The sequence below is a fragment of the Mesorhizobium sp. WSM4810 genome (genome assembly GCF_055811235.1).
The window spans coordinates 92,989-112,199 of record NZ_JBVVQV010000020.1 but is presented as its reverse complement, the minus strand read 5'-3'; the positions used below and the strand labels follow the sequence as shown (position 1 = coordinate 112,199).

Annotated in this window: 17 protein-coding genes and 1 pseudogene; 5 read left to right on the top strand and 13 right to left on the bottom strand. The window is 60.6% G+C overall.

Annotation, left to right across the window (positions count from 1 at the left end; translation table 11 throughout):
* Nucleotides 1-220: 220 nt before the first annotated feature.
* Complete coding sequence (locus tag AC0L3O_RS24995) at nt 221-745, top strand: PTS sugar transporter subunit IIA (RefSeq protein ID WP_287055665.1); 525 nt, start codon at nt 221-223, stop codon at nt 743-745.
* Here AC0L3O_RS24995 and AC0L3O_RS24990 read toward each other — a convergent pair.
* Complete coding sequence (locus AC0L3O_RS24990; protein WP_287241519.1) at nt 657-1,226, bottom strand: winged helix-turn-helix domain-containing protein; 570 nt, start codon at nt 1,224-1,226, stop codon at nt 657-659. The two genes, AC0L3O_RS24995 and AC0L3O_RS24990, sit on opposite strands and share 89 nt — an antisense overlap.
* A gap of 364 nt (nt 1,227-1,590) precedes the next feature.
* Between AC0L3O_RS24990 and AC0L3O_RS24985 the strand changes: the two genes are divergently transcribed.
* Both AC0L3O_RS24985 and AC0L3O_RS24980 read left to right on the top strand, forming a co-directional pair.
* Nucleotides 1,591-3,240 carry an alpha/beta hydrolase gene (locus tag AC0L3O_RS24985; protein WP_473616911.1) on the top strand — a complete coding sequence of 550 codons (1,650 nt, stop codon included), beginning with the start codon at nt 1,591-1,593 and terminating at the stop codon, nt 3,238-3,240.
* Nucleotides 3,241-3,275: 35 nt separating this feature from the next.
* Nucleotides 3,276-3,437, top strand: coding sequence for a hypothetical protein (locus AC0L3O_RS24980; protein WP_023801807.1), 162 nt, complete (start codon nt 3,276-3,278; stop codon nt 3,435-3,437).
* 134 nt (nt 3,438-3,571) lie between these two features.
* Here AC0L3O_RS24980 and AC0L3O_RS24975 read toward each other — a convergent pair whose 3' ends face one another.
* The 9 genes from AC0L3O_RS24975 to AC0L3O_RS24935 all read right to left on the bottom strand — a co-directional run bounded on the left by AC0L3O_RS24975 (nt 3,572) and on the right by AC0L3O_RS24935 (nt 13,208).
* Nucleotides 3,572-4,558 carry a DUF2950 domain-containing protein gene (locus AC0L3O_RS24975; protein WP_473536522.1) on the bottom strand — a complete coding sequence of 329 codons (987 nt, stop codon included), beginning with the start codon at nt 4,556-4,558 and terminating at the stop codon, nt 3,572-3,574.
* Nucleotides 4,559-4,578: 20 nt separating this feature from the next.
* A complete protein-coding gene (locus AC0L3O_RS24970) occupies nt 4,579-5,916 on the bottom strand; it encodes a DUF3300 domain-containing protein (protein ID WP_473536589.1) in 1,338 nt (445 codons plus the stop codon).
* A gap of 75 nt (nt 5,917-5,991) precedes the next feature.
* Nucleotides 5,992-6,126, bottom strand: a complete 135-nt coding sequence (locus tag AC0L3O_RS24965; protein WP_473616894.1) for a hypothetical protein — start codon at nt 6,124-6,126, stop codon at nt 5,992-5,994.
* A gap of 364 nt (nt 6,127-6,490) precedes the next feature.
* A complete protein-coding gene (locus AC0L3O_RS24960; RefSeq protein WP_287342614.1) occupies nt 6,491-8,623 on the bottom strand; it encodes an adenylate/guanylate cyclase domain-containing protein in 2,133 nt (710 codons plus the stop codon).
* Between the two features lie 217 nt (nt 8,624-8,840).
* A complete protein-coding gene (locus AC0L3O_RS24955) occupies nt 8,841-8,960 on the bottom strand; it encodes a DUF2950 family protein (protein ID WP_287342612.1) in 120 nt (39 codons plus the stop codon).
* A complete protein-coding gene (locus AC0L3O_RS24950; protein WP_473536524.1) occupies nt 8,957-9,925 on the bottom strand; it encodes a formylglycine-generating enzyme family protein in 969 nt (322 codons plus the stop codon). Before AC0L3O_RS24950 ends, AC0L3O_RS24955 begins: the two co-directional genes overlap by 4 nt.
* A gap of 17 nt (nt 9,926-9,942) precedes the next feature.
* Nucleotides 9,943-10,944, bottom strand: a complete 1,002-nt coding sequence (locus AC0L3O_RS24945; protein WP_287342608.1) for an HAD family hydrolase — start codon at nt 10,942-10,944, stop codon at nt 9,943-9,945.
* Nucleotides 10,941-11,498 carry a hypothetical protein gene (locus AC0L3O_RS24940; RefSeq protein ID WP_287342606.1) on the bottom strand — a complete coding sequence of 186 codons (558 nt, stop codon included), beginning with the start codon at nt 11,496-11,498 and terminating at the stop codon, nt 10,941-10,943. The genes AC0L3O_RS24945 and AC0L3O_RS24940 overlap by 4 nt, the downstream gene beginning before the upstream one ends.
* A 72-nt stretch (nt 11,499-11,570) precedes the next feature.
* Nucleotides 11,571-13,208: an arylsulfatase gene (locus AC0L3O_RS24935; RefSeq protein ID WP_287342604.1), complete on the bottom strand. Its 1,638-nt coding sequence runs from the start codon at nt 13,206-13,208 to the stop codon at nt 11,571-11,573.
* 597 nt (nt 13,209-13,805) lie between these two features.
* Here AC0L3O_RS24935 and AC0L3O_RS24930 point away from each other — a divergent pair.
* Both AC0L3O_RS24930 and AC0L3O_RS24925 read left to right on the top strand, forming a co-directional pair.
* A pseudogene (locus AC0L3O_RS24930) lies at nt 13,806-14,109 on the top strand (hypothetical protein); the annotation flags it as partial.
* 145 nt (nt 14,110-14,254) lie between these two features.
* Nucleotides 14,255-16,327 carry a mechanosensitive ion channel domain-containing protein gene (locus AC0L3O_RS24925; RefSeq protein ID WP_473616892.1) on the top strand — a complete coding sequence of 691 codons (2,073 nt, stop codon included), beginning with the start codon at nt 14,255-14,257 and terminating at the stop codon, nt 16,325-16,327.
* A 20-nt stretch (nt 16,328-16,347) separates the two neighbouring features.
* Here the strand turns inward: AC0L3O_RS24925 and AC0L3O_RS24920 are convergent, their stop codons facing one another.
* The 3 genes from AC0L3O_RS24920 to AC0L3O_RS24910 all read right to left on the bottom strand — a co-directional run bounded on the left by AC0L3O_RS24920 (nt 16,348) and on the right by AC0L3O_RS24910 (nt 18,747).
* Complete coding sequence (locus AC0L3O_RS24920) at nt 16,348-16,611, bottom strand: DUF1254 domain-containing protein (protein ID WP_287342601.1); 264 nt, start codon at nt 16,609-16,611, stop codon at nt 16,348-16,350.
* 103 nt (nt 16,612-16,714) lie between these two features.
* Complete coding sequence (locus AC0L3O_RS24915; protein ID WP_473616890.1) at nt 16,715-17,137, bottom strand: hypothetical protein; 423 nt, start codon at nt 17,135-17,137, stop codon at nt 16,715-16,717.
* A 50-nt stretch (nt 17,138-17,187) separates the two neighbouring features.
* On the bottom strand, nt 17,188-18,747 hold the full coding sequence (locus tag AC0L3O_RS24910) for a DUF1254 domain-containing protein (RefSeq protein ID WP_473616889.1): 1,560 nt from the start codon (nt 18,745-18,747) through the stop codon (nt 17,188-17,190).
* Nucleotides 18,748-19,211: the final 464 nt, after the last annotated feature.

The following is a 19,211-nucleotide window of genomic DNA, read 5'->3' as shown; positions in this document are numbered from 1 at the left end:
TCCACTACCTCTGAATTGCTATGAATATTTTCAGCCTCAATTTTCGGCGGGAGCCTAAACGCCTCAAAACGGGCCATTAGCCCGGACGCGAGAGAGTTCGCGTCCGGGACAGCCAGCCTCATCTCCACTCCTCAGTCCACTGAGAACTCTGTCCTGCTTGACCAGTGCGGCTGAACGCTCATTTGCGATCGCGTCTGGATCGACACGGAGGTTGACCCTGATGATCTCCCCCATCCTGTCAGAAGAAGACATTTCGCTTGATCTTGTGACGAAGGGAAAGCAATCAGCCTTGTCAAGAATTGCGATCAGGATTGCTCGGAGAAATGGGCTTGACGAGCAGATGGTTATCCGTGGTCTTTTCGACCGTGAGTGTCTCGGCTCGACGGGCATCGGTCGTGGCGTCGCGATCCCCCACGCTCTGCTCGGTATGATCTCTTCGCCTGCCGCGTCTTTGACACGTTTGGCTCAGCCTATCGATTTCGACGGCCCGGACGACGATCCCGTCGACCTCATTTACACTATACTTTGGCCGGCCTCTGCCACGTCCGCCTTCCTCCCTGCCCTCTCCCAAATATGCCGGCTGCTTCGGGCATCTCAGGTTCGGGCGCGACTCCGACAGGCACGGACATCCGATGAGGCGTTGGCGATTCTCGAAGCTAAGCCGGTTCCGGCAATTTCCACCAACTTGCATACTTGCTGCTTCGAGCCTGGCGTTCTGGTGTCCAGGCACCTGAGCAATGCCTAGTCAGATGGCCCTGCTCGACCAGCGCCTTCAGATGGTCCTTGATCGTGTTGCGGCTCGCGCCGCTGACCCTCGCGGTCTCGGCCACCGTAGCCCGGCCATGCTCACTCGCCAGTTCGAGGATCGGGACCGATGACTCCGGCAGCGCAGCGAGCATGACCTGCTCGCGCTCCATCTTTTTCTCGAGGTGCTGTTTTTGGCTCTGCAAGGCCCGCAGGAAGAACTCCAGCCATGGGTTCCAGTCCGGCGCATCCATCCGGATCGTCCCCTGCGTCCGCCGAAGCGACAGGTAATAACTTCCTTGTTCTGCTCGATCACGCTCTCCAGCGAGCTTGTAGGGCACGCAGGCATAGCCCGCGCGCAGCAGCAGCAGCGTCGTCAGGTGATGCCGCCATGGCCGTTTGTCCACCTGTTTCCATCCAATTGTCGTTCTGCGCAACACTCCTAACAGAGGATGGCCGGAAGGGGCCGTAGCGTAATCCAAGCGCACCTCCGCGCACATCGCTGGCAAGCATCGCACATCGCGGAATCGCCAGATATACAGTAAGCGTTTGTTATCATTGCGCTTTGTGAGTTGTGGCCTTTCTGTTCCAAACTCCGTTTCTAACCTCCACAAACGATGAAGCTCGGCCATCGTGCCGCGCTGCTCAGTCTCCTTTGACACGCGCGGTGAACGGCGAGCGACCGCACCCCTAAAGTTTGGAAAGACTGCTCCAGAACAAAGACTGCTCCAGATTGGTATCGAGTTCGTGGCGTCGCCGTGGTTCCGCGCAGTTGCGGGTTGCGCCGACGCATCTTGCACGGCAAGCTGCCTCGAAGCACTCCAGCGATCGCACGTGGCCGCTCCAATGAGGCTGTTCTGGATCTTCAGGTTCTGGCGTTCCTTCTCAGCCGCTGGCCTGCTGATCGGAACACTCTTCTTGGCGGCCTCGCTCACCCCTACGCTGCTTCCACGCACGTTTGTGACGCAAGGCATTCTATCGGGATGTTCTTTCGCGGCCGGATATGGGCTTGGCGTGTTCGGGCGCTGGCTGGCCGACTACCTGGAGTTGCCCAAGCCCACCGGCCGCATCTTGCGGGCCATCAAACTCGTCGCTGCGGCCACCTGCATCCTGGTTGCCGTGGCGTTTCTCTGGCAGGCTTCGGAATGGCAAAATTCGATCCGGCAGCTCATGAGGCTCGAGCCGGTAGACACTGCGCACCCCCTGAAGGTCGGTCTGATCGCGTTGCTGACCTTCGTGCTCTTGATCCTCTTGGCGCGATTGTTTCAGGTCACGTTCCTGTTCATCTCGCGAATGCTTGGCCGGATCGTGCCGATACGCGTGTCATACGTGATCGGCATTGCCGCTGCAGCTGCGTTATTCTGGACAGTGGTCAACGGCGTTTTCTTCAGGGTTGCGCTCCATGCCGCGGATTCGTCGTTCCAGGCATTCGATGAACTGATCGAGCCCGAGACCCAACAGCCTGCCGACCCCAGCAAGACCGGAAGCGATACCTCGCTGATCGAGTGGGATGAGCTAGGAAGGGCGGGACGGGAGTTCATCGCGACCGGGCCGACGAGCAAGGATTTAGGCTCGTTCCTGGGGATGGATGCGCGTGAGCCGATCCGCGTCTATGTCGGATTGCGGTCTGCGGAGACAGCCGAGGAGCGCGCAAAGCTCGCCCTCGAGGAGCTCAAGCGCGTCGGCGGATTCGATCGCTCGGTGCTGATCGTAGTGATGCCGACAGGTACCGGTTGGATAGACCCTGCTGCAATGGACACCGTCGAATATCTCCACGGCGGCGACGTCGCGAGCGTCGCCATGCAGTATTCGTATCTCACAAGCTGGCTGTCTCTCCTGGTCGAGCCCGGCTATGGCGCCGAGGCCGCTCGTACCCTGTTTGCGGAAATCTACGCGCATTGGACCACGCTTCCCAAGGAAAGGCGCCCAAGGCTCTACCTGCATGGGCTGAGCCTTGGCGCCTTGAGCTCCGAGCAATCCGCCGAGTTGTTCGAAGTGATCGGCGACCCGTATCAGGGGGCACTTTGGAGCGGCCCGCCATTTCCGAGCAGGATCTGGCGTTCCGTCACCGACGACCGCGAGCGAGGATCGCCGGCCTGGCTGCCACGCTTCAGGGACGGGTCGTATGTGCGGTTCACGAGCCAGGAGAACGGCCTGGCGATCCCGGACGCACATTGGGGACCGATGCGGATCGTCTATCTTCAATATGCGAGCGACCCGGTGACGTTCTTCGACTACCGCTCCCTGTACCGACAGCCGGAATGGATGGCGGGGCCGCGCGGTTCCGACGTGTCTCCCGAGCTCAAATGGTATCCGGTGGTGACGCTTCTCCAGCTCACCGTCGACATGGCGATGGCCACAACGGCCCCGATGGGGTACGGGCATGTCTATGCGCCGGAGCATTACATCGATGCCTGGATCGAAGTGACTGACGTTCGGGGATGGACCGCGGAGCAGATCAACCGGCTGAAGCTGGAATTTTTGCGACGGCGGTGAAGGGAGCGGCTGGCGAAGGCCAAGCGCCTGGACGTATGCCGTTCACGACCATTCCGGGCGCGCCTGAGCTGCGCCTCCAACTGGCCGAAGACGTTGGCCGCGGCGGCAGCCGCCTGCTTCTCGTCGTTCCCGACCTGCACCGTCGGCTGGGCGAAATTGATGCCGTTCGCCGCGAAGGCCTGCGGATCATGGTGTAGGCGCGCGGCCTGACGACGGACTGGTGGCCGGGTCTGGCCATGAATGCGAAGCTCAATTCCATACCACCTCTTCTGCCACAGCGCAGGGTTTTGCCGATCGACTCGAAAATAACCCGGCTTTTGATCCATTTCTCTCAGTCGCCCACGACCTGCCAGGTATCGTCCGGATTGAAGCGGTCGATGTATTTGACGATCTGCTCGGTGGCTGGCCCGAGATCCGCCTCGTAGACGACGCCGTGCTGGTTGACGGCGAAGGTTTTTGCGCCTGTCTCGCCATATTTGGCCGGCCAGGCGATAAGGCCGAAGCCGGCGATCATGTTGCCGTTGATGACGTAGTCGTAGGCGCCGCCGGCGATCTGATCGCCCTGGCCGGTCAGGATCTTGTATTTGTAGCCGAAATAGCCTTCGCCCTTGGCCGCGTCCTGAAGTTCGGCCTGATCGATATTGCCACCGGCCGGGCTCTCGCCGTTGATGTCGTCGGTCGGCCAGTAGAGGCCGTCGGTCGCGCCCTCCGAGCTTATCAGTTTCTGCGCAAACTCCTCGACGCCATCCTCGTCGCGGTCCTGCGACGCATAGTCCTCCTGCGCGTCGACATAGGTGCGCATCGTCTCGATCGCGGTGAGCTCGTTCTCGCCGACATACCGGTTCACGATCTCTTCGAGCCCGGCATAGGTGTCGAAAGCCCACTTGCCGTCCTCGCCCTTGACGATCGGAAAAGGCAGCGGCCACAGCTTGTCGCCGATCTGCAGCGTGCGGCGGTCGCCCTCGCCATCGAGGACAAGCTGCTTGGCCACACCCTCCTTGATCGCCGCCAGCGTCTCGTCTGCGTTCTCGTCGGCCTTCAGCTTTTCCGCATCGAGGCCGAGTAGGGCCGCAACCGCACCGTTGCCGGCGTCGTTGAGCGCCTGCTTGAATGCTTCGACCGCTGCCTCGGGCGTATCGAAGACAGGCGGCTCGGCGGCGGCCGCAAAGGCGGTGATCTCCGGCGCATCCGGCGCATCCTGTGCAGCGGCTGGCTGCGAGACGGCGATGCTGGCTGCAAGCGCCACGGCGCAGACAGTGCGGAGAACGATCGTATGCAAAAGTCCCGTGTGACGGGTGGTGCTGAACATCTGTGTCATGGTCCTGTCCTCCCGTACCGTTAACGCCGGCGTCCGCCGCCGCCGCGTTTGATCTGCTTGTGGCTGCCGCCACGGCTGCCGCCACCCATCGACTTGTGGCCACGGTTGGAGCTGACCTTGGTCGCCTTGCCGCGATCGACGTTGCCAAGCCCCGACGGTTTCTTCGGCCGGTTGTCGACCCTTGCCGCAGGTTTTGGCTTGCCAGCCGGACGGTTCACCTTGGCCGGATTCGCCGCCGGGCGGTTGGCGGTAGGCCTGGCCGCAGGTTTCTGGATGTTGGCGGGCTTGGCGGGGCGGGTCACGTTGGCGGGCTTGGCCTTCAGCCCGTCGAGCGTGCTCTTGCGCACGTCTCTCGTTCCCGCCGTCTTGCCCGGCGCCCTGTTGGCGAGGCTGTCGTTCTTCTTGATGTCGCGGGCGCGGTCGCGGATGGCGTTGTCGCCATTCTTCTCGATCCTGTTCTTGATGTTGTTCTGGTCGAACTTGTTCAACTGATCGCGGTCGATCTTGATCTTGCTGCGATCGACATTCTTCCAGTCGACGTCGTTGATGTTGATATTGCCGTTGAAGTCGCGGTTGTTGAAACAGTTGTTGCAGTCGATATCGATGTCGTTGCCGTTCCAGCCTCCACCCCATACCCCCCAGTCGTCCCAGTCGACGGCGGCGGCCCAGATGGCGCCCGTCACCGCCCCGGCGAAGAAGGTCGCGCCCGGATACACATAATAGGGGTAAGGATCGGGATAATAGCGGATCGGTTCCCACACGTAACCCGGCTCATAAAACATCTGCGGCGGATATTGCGGGACGTAGATCACTTCGGAGCTCGCCGACTTGATGACGACATTGTCGTTCTCCTTGACCACCTGGATCTTGTCGTCGGTCTTGATCACGCCCTTGGCGACCGCCTCGTCGCGCAGCTGCTGGATGGCAACCAGCACGTCCTTCTGCTGGTAGGCGATGGCGTCGCCGAGCGTCTGCGTCCATTCGAGGTCGTCGCTCATCATCTTGACGATGTCCGGATAGTTGAGCAGCGACACGACGGAGCCGTCCCAGCTGTCCTTGGGTGTCAGGCTCTTGTCTTTCTCGTAGCGGTCTAGGAAGCGCGCCGCCTCGACGATCTGCAGCGGATAAAGCGCAGCCGCCGTGATCACCGCGATCAGTTCGTCCGGATAGAGCGCAATGCGCGCAACCAGGACCTCCATCTCGTCGGCGCTCAGCGGCCCCGGCGAGGCCGCCGCATCGCCGGATGCGTCAGCCGCCGCGACCTGTTCTTGTGCAAGGACAGGGTACGCCGAACCAGGCCCGGCAAGCAGCAGCGCCAGCGCCGCTGCACCGACCTTCAACATCTCATTGCCCGTCATGCGTTGATCCTCCCTGTCTGTCTCTGTCTCGGCAAGCCTTACGCCGTTCGGTCCGAAGCCTTCGTCGTGATTGAACTAGAGAGGAACACCGATCAGCGAGGCGATCGGATTGGAAAGCTTCTTGGCAAGATCCTGGCTGTCGTCTTGGGCCAGTGCGTCCGCGAAAGGCAACCCCAAGAGAGCAACGACAGTGGCAAGAAAGGCCTTCAACTCATCTCCTCCTGGCCGGCAGAAAGGCTTTGAGGGCCGGCACCAACGAGGACGCCTGTCCGCAGGCTGAAACGATGCGCCAATAGGCCCAGCTGCACCAGCGACTCTATGTAATTTACGTCGAACGCGAGCAGCCAAATGCGGGCGACCGCGCAGTTGGCGGTGAGCGGAAAACTGCACCTCGCCAGCGCCAATTCTGGATCCAATGCTCGACATATCGCGCCGATAAGAGATGTCCCGCAGAATACGCGGAGCGTCGAGAAGGCTGGTTCGAAGCATCGTGAAGAGAGATGGAGCCGGCGCGATTGCGCCGAAACGAGCCGCTTCAGAGATTCGGCCGACGACCGAGTCCGGCGCCACAACTCTACAACCTCAAGAGCCAGGCCTCTACTTTCCCTTTGCCCTTGACTTCTATAGCGCCGCGCGGCTCGAAAACGAACTGGTCCTTAAGCCGCTCGTAGACGGCCCGCGTCACCTGAACCGCGTCGGGAATGCTACCTGATTCCATGCGGCTCGCGAGATTCACCGTGTCACCCCACAGGTCGTAGATGTACTTGCTCTTGCCGATGACGCCGGCCACCACCGGCCCGCTGTTGACGCCAACCCTAAGCTTCATCGGGACGTTGTGCTCCATGGCGTGCTCGCGGGTAATGTGGACCATGCGGATGGCCATGCGCACCATGCGCTCGGCGTGGTTGGCGACCGGCACGGGCAGACCGCACACCGCCATATAGGCATCGCCCACAGTCTTGATCTTCTCGATGCCGAGATCGTTGGCCGCGGCATCGAAGCGCGTGAACAGCCCGTTGAGAAACGTCACGACCTCCTGCGGCGGCATCTCCGATGTGAGAGCGGTGAACCCGACAAGATCGGCGAAGGCCACCGTGACCTCCGCGAAGCCGTCGGCGATCCTCTCTTCGCCTCCGCGCAGCCGATTGGCGATCGGCGCCGGCAGGACGTTCAGTAGCAGCTCCTCATTCTCGCGGTTCTTGTTCTCGATGACGACATTCTTTTCGCGCAGATCCTCGACCATGCCGTTGAAAGCTGCGCACAGCTGGCCGATTTCGTCGCGCGTGCGCACTGGCACGCTGGCGCGATAGTCGCCGGCAGCGAAGCGTTTTACTCCGGCAGTGAGCTCGCGCAGCGGTCCGAGCAGCGCGCGCGACAGCCACGCGGCGGTGGCGGCCACCACCAGCAGGGCCAGTCCCCCTACAAGCAGCAGATCCTGGCGGAGCCGGGCGATCGGCGCGAAGGCCTCGGCGCTGTCGACCTTGGCGACGAGGGCCCAGGTGACGCCGGGAATCGCCAGCGGCCCCCACGAAGCGAGCGTCGGGACGCCACGGTATCCGATGATCTCGCCGGTGCCCTCGACACCGGCCAGTGCCGCCTGAGTGGCCTTGGTGTCGATGCGCTGATGCAACACTGGCGTCCCGTAACGCTGAATTGCGTCGAGCTCCTCGTCGTCGGGGCCAACGGACTTTAGTTCGGCGAAGTAGGTCTCCCGGTTCTCGTAGAACGCCCGCGGGCCGGAGCGAACCAGATAATCGGGCCCCACGAGATAGGCCTCACCCGTTTCGCCGAACCCCTCCTGCCGCCAGCGGCGACCGCCGGTGACAACGTCGTCGATCTCCTCGTTCGACAATTGCGCAATCAGCACGCCGATGACGATCCCTTGGTCGATCACCGGTGCTCCCATGAAGGCAATCGGCGCGCCGCCAGAGGGCGCATAAGGAGCGAAATCCTCGAGACAGACGGCCGATCGGTCGGCGCTCTCCGCGCAGCGGGCGACGACGGCGGCGGCGTTGGAGCGGCGGTACGGACCGAACTGGAGGGACGTGGTGAAGTCGACCTCCTTCTGGACGGTGTAGATCAGGCGACCGGATTTGGAATCGGCGATCATGAAATCGAAAAAGCCGACGGTCGTAGCCGCGGCGCGCATCAATGGATGATAAACGGCGTGCAGCCTGCTGTAGTCGCTCCTGTCGCCGGCGTCGTCCAGAAGCTTGCGCCGCTCCGCCGGGTTCGGATTTTCCACAATGTAGTGATGCTGCAGATGGTAGGGGGCGCCACCGACCGGCAGGTAGTCCGACAGGGGTGGTTCCCTGCCCAGGATACCCGTCATCTGGGGGATAAAGTTCGCGGCGTACCAGTCGCCGACCTTCTTCTGCAGTTCGGGCGGCACGCCCGCCCGGTCAAGTTGGTCGACTGCAATCCGGAACTCGCGCGTCGCATCGACCACCATCTTGGAGGTGGCGAGCAGGCGCAGATCGGCCTGTATCGTACGGAAGTAGGTTTCAACCTGGCGCGTCTTGGTCTGGCGGGCGGCCGTGAGCTGGTCGAAGACTGCCTTTTCGAGAGCATTCTGTGCGCGGAAGTAACCGAGCACCCCAGTCACTAGCACCGCGATAGCGCCGAGCAGGACGAGGGTTGTAAACAGCTTCGCCGCCAAGCCCCAGCGCGCGGGTCGAAACGATCCAGCCGCCTTCATAGAAGACATCAGTTAACCCGCTAACCCGCCGCGGCAGAAACGACATCTGCAGCGCGAACAGGGAATGTGAGCATGGCGCTGCAAGCACAATAAAGAACAAGGCGCTTCATGTCAGATCGCATTGGAGACCTCTTCTGCCAAAGCACAGCGTTTTGCCGATCGACTCGAAAATAATCCGGTTTTCGATACATTGATATTAGCGTTGGCAGATGGAACGCGGTTTTCCTCAATCGGCCACCACTTCCCAGGTGTCGCCGGGATTGAAGCGGTCGATATGTTTTACGATCGCCTCGGTAGCCGGGCCGAGATCGGTCTCGTGCCGGGCGTTTTTAGCAGTATTTGTCACGTTCTGCGTGCAATGCAGCGGAAACCTAAATGGCACGTCGACGTGTCGATCGGCTGCGCCATCCGCGCGGCCGGGCGGTAGCGCCGGCAATAGTTGGGCGCGCAAAGATGCGATCCGCCTTTCATCACCTTGCGCGGGATTCTGATCTGCGGCTGCCGTGGATCGAGGCTGTCGTCCCGTTTGGCACCGCGGGGGTTGTCAACCGTGCAGCACGGGCTGTCGATCTTGCCGTGTTCCTGGTACCAATCCGTGGTCCACTGCCAGACATTGCCAGCCATGTCGTAGAGGCCGTAGCCATTGGCGGCAAAGGAGGCGACGGGTGACGTCCCCTCGTAGCCGTCCTCGCAGAAATTCTGCCATGGGAACTCACCTTGCCAGGTATTGGCCATGTGTCGGCCATCGGGTGCCATTTCATCGCCCCAGACAAATTCGGCCGCGTCGAGCCCGCCCCGCGCCGCGAATTCCCACTCGGCCTCGGTGGGCAATTCCTTGCCCGCCCACGATGCGTAGGCTTCGGCATCCTCAAAGTTCACATGCACGACCGGATGGTCGGCCAGCCGCTTGATCGAACTCGCCGGCCCGCGCGGATGGCGCCAATTGGCGCCGCGCACGTAGACCCACCAATTGTAGTGATCGCGAAGATCGACACGCTGTTTGGCCTTGCTGAACACCACGGACGATGGCGCCAGCATGTCCGGCTTCGCTCCGGGATAATCGTCGGGATTTACGGGACGTTCGGCCGAGGTGACGTAACCAGTTGCATCGACGAAGCGGGCAAACTCGCGGTTGGTGACGGTGCAGGCGTCCATCCAGAAGCCGCCCACTGTCACCCTATGCGCCGGCGCCTCCTCGGGATAGTGCTTGTCCGATCCCATGAGGAATGTACCGCCAGGAATCCAGACCATGTTCAGGAATGGCTCTTCGACCTGTGTAGATTGAGCCCGGCGTTCCACAAATTGACGCATCGTCTTGCTCCGACTCCTTACTTCTCGAAGGCGAACACCCGGTTCCAATCCTTCTTCATATCGACAACCGTCCAACCAGAATCGACTGCGGCGTCGAGACCCTTGTCCAGACGGCCGATGCTTGACTGCCGGTCATAGGCCCATTCGCGCTCCGCGTCTGTATGATGGACATACAGGCAGAAGCGCGGGGCTGGTCCGGCGCAGGTCCATTGCAGCATCTGCAGATCGCCGTCGGAATTGCCGAAGGCCGCGATCGGCCGCCGCCCAATATGCTTTTGGATGGCCACCGGCTTGCCCGCCTTGTCGTCAATGAAATCAACTTCCGGCAGCTTGTTGAGAACCATCTGGTCCCCTTTCAACTCGAATTTCATTTTGCCGCTGCTGCCGATTACCTGCTCGGGCGGAATGCCATAAACCTGCTCGCTGAATACTCGCACGAACTCGATGCCGCCGCCCGAGGCTATGAATGTCTTGAAACCGTTGGCGCGCAAATAGTCCAGCAGCTCCAACATCGGCTGGTAGATCATCTCCGTGTAGGGTTTGCCTGTCTTCGGATGCTTTGCGCTCGCAAACCAGTCGCGGACGATCTGTTCGAACTCGTCGGTCGTCATGCCGGAATGCGCGGCCATCACGATATCCAGCATCGCGTGTTCTCCGCCAGCTAGCGCCGCTTTCACATCGCCCTTCAACAGCGAGGCAAAGGGCTCCTGCGTGTTCCATTCGGGATGTTGGGGCGCGAGCGCCTTGACCCGGTCGAGCGCGAACAGAAGCTGAAAATACATGGGCTGTTCGCCCCACAGCGTCCCGTCATTGTCGAACACCGCGATGCGTTCGGGGACAGGCACGAAATCCGCCGACCCTTCCTTGGTCACGCTTTCGACGAACCGCACGATGGATTGCTTCGCCTCGCCTTCGTTCCATGACGCGAGTACTTCCGCGCCTTGCGCGGAAGGCGCAATCGCCATCAACAGAAAAAGGGGCAGCAAATAGCGCCTGGTGGCGCGAGCGAGAACGGTCATGGCTTGACACCTTTGCTTTCTGAAATTTGAGCGGGACGGTGTTCGAACAGCAGCGTCCAGAGCCTGCCTTCGCCGAGGGCGACATTCAGTTCCCTGGACGCCAAATAGGGGATCAATATCAGCAGCATGATCAGGCTTGTCGCCAGCGTCTGAGGCAGCTTGGCGCCTCCGAACTCAGCGAGCGAGGCGGCGACCGATCGCCCATGAATCAAACCGACGACGACTTCCTCGAGGACCGAGAGAACGAGAAGCAGGATCAGATAGAGCAAGGCCTTGTAGGCTATAACGTAGGCGATTCTGCCTCCTCCACGCCGGTCTCCCAAGCGGATCATCTGTCCGAGCATTATGAACTTCGCCAGGATCAGTGCCTTGATGGCCGCCAGACCTGATGGCAGATAGCTGATGCCCTCCTCGCCAAGGATCGCTGCCTTGTAGAGAATAAGCGCACCAAAGCAGACGAATAGATACAAGGACAGGAGCGCGTACTCGCGCAGTTCGTTCTTTGCCCGCTGAGCAATGGTCTCGGTCGAGGAATTGTTGTTCGCGACTGCCATTGATCTGCTTCCGAGTTAGCTTGGAGGCCGCGCCTGCCGATAGTGCGAGCGCGGCCTGTTCAGAGCGAAGACTCAGTTTCTGCCACCCTCCTGCAGTTTCGCCAGGACCTGGTCGAGCGCGAAGCTGCCGGGCCTCTGCCGCGGCGGGAACTCGACATAGGTCTGCAGGTGTTTGGCGACATAAGCCTGCGCCGGCACGAGCGCGAAGGCGTGCTCGACACGCCATCTGTCATATTCCCCAGCGTCCGTCTGCGCCCGTTCGAACGGGTCACCCTTGATGTCGAAGAGCTTCGGGAACCGCAGCGGAATCAGCGGATTCTCCCACACGGCAAGCCCCTCCTCGCGCTGCTCGAGGAAGACCATCTTCCAACGTTCGTAACGCAAGCCGGCGAGATTGCCGTCATCGGTCCAGTAGAAGTATTCGTGGCGCTTGCCTTCGCCTTCGCCGGCTAACACGTCGCGTTGGTTGTAGCCGTCCAGATGCACCTTGAACGTCTTGCCAGCAGCTTCGTATCCGTTCAACAGCTTGGCCGTCACGTCTGGTTCGCCTGCGGCGGCGACGAGCGTCGGCACGAAGTCTTCATGTGACGTTATGTGATTGATTTCGGTTCCGGGCTTGATGACGCCGGGCCAGCGCATCATGCACGGCACGCGGTAGCCACCTTCCCAGTTTGTGTTCTTCTCGCCTTTGAAGGGCGTGGTGCCGCCGTCCGGCCACGAGAAAACCTCCGCGCCGTTGTCGGTCGTCCAAAGGACGATGGTGTTGTCGGCGATGCCGAGGTCATCGAGCTTGCCCAGAAGCTCGCCAACCATGCCGTCCATCTCCACCATGGCGTCCGCATAGATGCCCAAGCCGGTCTTGCCCTTCGAAGCCTCCTTGAGAAACGTGTAGATGTGGGTCCGGGTCGAATTGAACCAGCAGAAGAACGGCTTCCCGTCGGCGTTCGAGCGGTCGATGAAGTTGAGCGCGCTGCCGAGGAACTCTTCGTCTACAGTTTCCATGCGCTTCTTCGTCAGCGGACCGGTGTCCTCGATCTCCTGTTTACCCACCCGCCCGAACCGCGGATCCTCGGTAGGATCGTCGGTTGCACTGGCCTTGCATTTCATCACGCCGCGTGGACCGAACTTGGCCTTGAACTCGGGGTTCTTCGGGTAGTCGGGATGCTCAGGCTCGTCCTCGGCATTGAGGTGATAGAGATTGCCGAAAAACTCATCGAAGCCGTGAACGGTGGGCAGATGCTCGTTGCGGTCGCCGAGATGGTTCTTGCCGAATTGCCCGGTAACATAGCCCTGCGGCTTGAGCAGTTCCGCAAGTGTCGGGTCCTTCTCCGACAGCCCTTCCTTGGCACCCGGCAGGCCTACCTTCAGCAGGCCGGTGCGGAAGCAGGATTGGCCGGTAATGAATGCGGCGCGCCCGGCTGTGCAGGACTGCTGGGCGTAGTGGTCGGTGAAGATCGCGCCCTCTTTGGCGATCCGATCGATGTTCGGCGTGCGATAGCCCATCATGCCCCGGTTGTAGGCGCTGAGGTTCCAATAACCGACGTCATCGCCGAAAATGACGAGGATGTTGGGTTTTGCACCGGCTGCTTGAGCTTTCGCGCTCGTGGCTATTCCGGATGCGACAGCTGAAATGGCGAGCACAGATCCTCCGGTCAGCAAAATGTCGCGCCGGTTCGGTTGTCGGTCTGGATTCGCCTGCTTGTCACTCATCTGACGTCCTCCTTTGATTGTACCGCTTTTCCAAAATGAGCCGGGTTTTCGGTTCCTTGGCGAGAAAAACATGCTCCGCGTTCTGTCGACGAGACGAAACTCGTGGCAGGACGCTTCAACCATGCCTTCGACAAAATCGTCCTTCGTGAGGTTTGCCTATTGCCGCTCGGGGCGGAAGGTAATTAACGGTAACCTACGGACGGAATCCGCTCGGTTGCATCGAAAGCGGGCTATCCAGGATACGGCTAGCTCGATGGGACAAATGGCAGTAGGGAGATCCAATTCCCGGCGCCGATATACCGCGCAATGGCCTTGGGTCGGATCGGGAAGACATTGCGGGTTCTTTGAGGACCGCTGCCACAAGCGTGTCAATCCTCGGCCATCGGCGGATACAGCTTCACCAAGCAACAGTCTGACTGCGTAACTTACATACCGATACTGGCACCATCAAAAAGACTATGCGCATTCTAGCGCATAAGGGATGGCGCTATGGCAGCAAACGGCAAAACTCCTGGCAGGGAGCAGTGATATTCGGCGGCAAGCGACGCCTGCCAAATGCCGAATTTGCGATCCGCAAATGAGGCATTCCGCGACAGTAGGGTGTGGACGGTCGACACCGACGTCTCCTTCAGTGAAGCGACGGCGCAGTCTGGGTGGATGCCACGGCCGGTCCTCGCGGAAACTATTCGGTCAGGCCCGAGGTCTATTCTGGCCGGTGGGGCTCGTCGGCGCCGGCGAAGCCGACATCGACTGGATGTCGCCGTGGCGATCGGCTATCGTTTCAGCGATCGCGTCTCATCGGTCATCGGGTACCGGGCATTGGGCGTCGACTACAGCAACGACGACGGTTTCCTCGATGTCGCAGCAAGGTCCGATTCTGGGACTCGTTGTCCGGTTTTAGTGGCACAAGGAGTCCGATGGATTTTGACTTCGCCCTTAGCTTGCAGCCACTCTGCCCGGAGACGTAGCATGCAGCCAGAACAGTTGCCCATAAAAGGGCGAGGAGCCAATATGTGCAGCTGCGGCATTCAAAACTCGAGGCACTCATGAATTACAAGCTACGGCTCGGGTTCTTGCCAGTTATCGTCGTGCTCTTGCTAGCGCTCTTGCAGGGAACTTCGCTAGCTCAACAGCCCTCCCCAGACCTTCCGCCCGAAAAGGCAAAGCAGTTCCTCGAGCTTTTGTCCGATCCGCAACTAAAGGCGTGGCTCGAGGGAAAGATTCCAGCGGCCACGGACGAGCCCGGCCTGTCCATTTCCGAGGACATCTTGAGCTTGGAGGCGGGTATTCGTGCCCGTATCGGTGCGCTCGGCGCCGCGATCCCGCGCCTGCCGGAAGAACTGTCGCGCGCCGCCAAAATTGTCTCGCGTGACGTGAACTCCGGCAGGCCAGGGCTGGTCATGGGCATCCTGGCGGTCTTGATCGCGGTCGGTTTCGGAGCCGAGTGGGCGGTGCGACGAGCGCTCGCCAGGACGAGGAGCGCGGTTGCTCAGGAAGACGCCGGACAAGCGATCCTCTTCGAGACTGTCGCCCTGCTGACTTTTGCGCTCGCCAGCGCCGGTTCGTTCTTGGCACTCGGATGGCCACCCCTGCTCCGCAGGATCATTCTGACCCTGCTTCTTGCGTTCATAGCGTTCCGTATCGTTCGCGCGGCAGCCCGATTGCTGTTTGCGTTCGGCGGTGCGACGAGCGCTCCCTCGGACAGGCCGACTCCGCTTTTCGAAAGCGAAGCTTCGACCCGTTTCTGGCGGTGGCGAGTCAGCCTTGTGGCCGGGTTCCTGTTGTTCGGCTGGGCGATTGCCAGCCTCATGCCTGGCCTGGGCTTCTCTCCCGAGGCTGCAGAGCTCGCCGCCTTCCTGTTCGGGCTTGGCATTCTGGCAACCGCAATCGACGTCGTCTGGCACCGGCCCGACGTGCGAGGTTCTCTGGTCAAGCAATCGTTTCTCACCTTGTTCCTGATCGTGCTCTGGGGGGCTTGGGTCGCCGGCCTGCTCGGCGTCCTGTGGCTTGGGATTTTCGCCCTGGTGCTGCCGACAGCCTTGCGCGGGGTCGGCGCCGCGGCACAGGCCTTCGCCGGCAGGTCGAAGCGCAGCGGCGCGATGGTCGTATTCAACGTGCTCATTGTCAGGGGCGCCAGGGCGGCGGTCATTGCCGCGGCGGTCGCATGGCTCGCCTATATCTGGCGGCTCAGGGCCGCAACTTTCGCCGGCAGCGAGACCGGCGGCTTCCTGATAGCCGGGCTGCTCAACGGCATCATCATTTTGCTCATCGCCGACATGCTTTGGCAACTGTCGAAGGCATTGATCGAATATCGGATGAACCTCGCGCCGACGGATGGGAGCAGCGCCGATGAACTGGCTCGCAGCGGCCGGCTTCGCACGCTGTTGCCGATTTTTCGCAACGCCCTTGCCGTGTTCATAGTCGCCGTCACCATTCTGACCGTCCTCGCTGGGCTCGGCGTGCAGATTGCGCCGCTGATTGCGGGTGCCGGAATTTTCGGCGTCGCCATCGGCTTCGGCTCGCAGACCCTGGTCAAAGATGTGCTGAGCGGCGTCTTCTACATGATGGACGACGCCTTCCGGGTCGGTGAATACATCCAGAGCGGCAGCTACAAAGGCACGGTCGAATCCTTCAGCCTGCGTTCGGTGCGTCTGCGGCATCATCGCGGCCCCGTCTACACCGTCCCATTCGGTGAGCTCGGGGCGGTCCAGAACATGAGCAGGGATTGGGTGCTCGACAAGATGATGATCAACGTTACCTACGATTCCGACGTGGATCTGGCGCGCAAGCTCATCAAGAAGATCGGCCAGGAACTGGCAGCCGATCCTGAATTTGCGCCCGACACGATCGAACCGCTCAAGATGCAGGGCATCGACAGTTTCGGGGACTATGCGATCGTTCTGAGGATGAAGTTGATGACGAAGCCCGGGACCCAATTCGGCATCAAGCGGCGCGCACTCATGATGATCAAGGCGGCATTCGCGGAAAACGGTATCAAGATCGCGGTTCCCACCGTTCACGTCGAGGGTGGCGGGGAGACTGCGGCGGCTGCTCATCAGGCAACCCAAACCCTGAAAAAGAGCAAGGCCCCCTTGGAGGCGGTGAGGGACACGCCATAGAGCTGCGCGGTCTGTCCACGTCATCCGAACTCGGCCTGACCTTTCTGAGAAAGGCATCGATGTTGACCGTGTAGGCTGAAGCGCGACTGGCAGACCGGCTCCAGGCCGTCCTTGATAAAGCCGCGCAGGAACAGGAAGTTTCTGTTGGTCGGGGGCTTCAGCACGAAATATCCATCAGGCACATCTCCGTCATAGCCCGGCGGCAGCACAAGGTACCTTCCGCCCTTGCCCTTGTCCGACCGGTGACGCCGATATTGCCGACACAAATCTCTGCCATGAATCATCGAGAGAGCCGAGCATCCAGGCGGTACTTCACTTCGATGACCGTCGGGCCGTCATTGGCGAGATCCGCCCCCGAATGCGCATAAAGGGTCGACGTGTTCGCCGTCACGACAGGGTTGCCGAATCCATCAACTGCTCGAATACGGCGATCTTGTTCGGCGAGTCCGCGCCTTCCTTGGCAAATCCGTCGAGAGTGGCGTTAATCGACACGGCGCCGAGGTTGTCCAGAAAGACGTCGGTGGCACGCATTCTGTCGAGGTTGTCGTAAACCGCCTGGACGGGTTGCCGATTGGTATGCGGTCGAAGAACTCCAGCGTGCCGATCGAAGTGTCGACCTTGTCCGGGATCGAGATCGATTTCAGTTCCGGTTCCGTGACATCCGCTGCCGCCAATTGCGGCGACGCCACGGTGACAAGGGCTGAAGCGATCAGGGCTCCTCCGGGTTTCTTCGCGAGTGACCTGCCTTCCGTGATACGGTTTATCCAGCGCTTCATGTTTCGATTGCCTGCATTTGCCGGACATCGGCATAAGCACCGGCGCGGTGCCGGCGTCCGCGGGCCGGCCCGCGTTAACCAGCTCTATTGCTGCACCAGTTCGATCTCGCCCGGCTTCCAGGTCTTGTCGAACCACGGCTGCAGCGGACCATAGAGGCGAAGAAGAACGTTCCAGCCCTTGCCGGGGACTGTCTGGATCCAGTTGGCCTCATTGCCTTCCGGCGCCGTCGGGCCGAACCAGACATCGACCGAGGAGTCCGCGTTGATCACAATGTCTTTCTTGTCGCTGCCGATGCTAGGGAATTGCTGGTCCGTCTGCAGCATCGAACGCGTCTGATTGTCATACAAGACGAACGACCAGAAATTCTTTGCCGGAATGTTTGGCGGCAGATGCACCTTATAGGTCTTGCCGCCATCGAACGGCTTGCCGTCCTTGTCGGTCGTGGCGCCTGCGTACTGCGAACCGATGCCGACGCGCTTTATCGCCATGGCCGGCGTGATGCCCGTCGCATAGTAGTGGAACAGGACACGGGCATCCAGATAGCGAACGCCGGGCTGCAGAAGGAACTCGTAGCTGCCGCCGACAAAGCCGGTGAACCAGGCACTGTCCGGATAGTAGTAGGCATCCTTCATGCGGGTCTTGAAGGTGATGGTGCGCGCCGTCGCGTTGCCGACGGCTACGGCTTCGGTGAGGATCTTTTTCATCCGCTCGTCCGGCGCGAAGGGTTTGCCTTTTACGATGCCGATGGCGGCGAGTTGTCCCAACACTTCCGGGTGATAGGACTCCTCCGGCTCGTACTGGACGATGTCGTTCACTTCCTCGTAGAAATGAAAATCATTGGCATGGATGGTGTTGAACTCCTTGCCGGAAGAATTGATGATCTTCATCGGCGGCGGGTTGTCAGCTTCCGAAAGAGGATAAACCTTGGCGAATTTCCTGGTGTTTTCGACAGCAGTGGCGGTGCTGCCGTTCTCGAGGAAGCCGCGCCAGAAGAACAGGTTTCCGTAGGTTGACGTCTTAAACACGAAATAGCCTTCGGGTATCTCGCCTTGGTAACCCGGCGGCAAAAGCAGGTATTTTCCGCCCTTGCCCTTGTCCGGTCCGGCATTGCCGACATCGCCGACATATTGGAACCAGTGGTTGTCGATCATGCCCAGGATATTGGGCGGTGTCTCGATGACCAGCGGGCCAGCCTTGGTGTCCAGCCACATGAGATTGTAGATGCTTTCGGTGTTGGCCGTCAGGAACAGCGAATGCGAGTCCGCCAGGTTTTCGAAGACCAGGATGGTCTGGTTGTTGTCGGCTCCCTGGCTGGCAAATCCAACCCGCATAGCTTCGACGGATGCACCAGGCATGGCGTTGAGAAAAGCATCGACGCCGCGCATGAAATCGAGATTGTCGTAGATCTTCTCCGAAGTGGCGTCATCCGGGAAGCCATCGAAAAAATTCAGTTTGCCAATCCTGGTGTCCACACTTTCCGGCGTGACGATGGAATCCGGTATCGGCGTCGTCATTTTCATCTTCGGCGCTTCGGCGGAAGCGGTGCTCATGCCGATCAGTACCGCCGCGGCGGTGGCGCAAAGCAGTCTCGTCGTGCGTGCAGCGGTCGCAGTAGAGCCGGCCAATTTCAGGTAGTGTTTCATGGCTTTTCATCCTTCACAGCGGTTCAGGCCGCGGGGCGGCCGGTCTTCTCATTTTTTCGGGAACAGAAGCGTCCGGTCCATCAACCGACGGATCGGGAACCGACGCGCTGCGCTGAAAATGCTTTTCTTGCCTTTTGGCCGATACTCGCTGGCATTGCGCCACGTTATTCAAAGCAACTTAGGCTCGGCATTCGTGCCGTGCCAGCCGCAGTATGTAAATTACGTGGACCAACCCGTAATTGACGAAAAAACGAGGCGCGGGCGGTCGAAAACCTCAACACGCGAGGGTACGGTGATCCGGGCGGATGCCTCTGCAGTAAGGAAGTTCAATCCCCTGCACGGAAAGACTGTCGTGCCCAAGTCCACCGGATCGCGGACGGCATACCGGTGGGCCTCATTCCCAAGGCCAGCGCTGGAGCACGCGTTTGCCTTGGATGGTCGGGCGATTTCCTAACTATGCGACT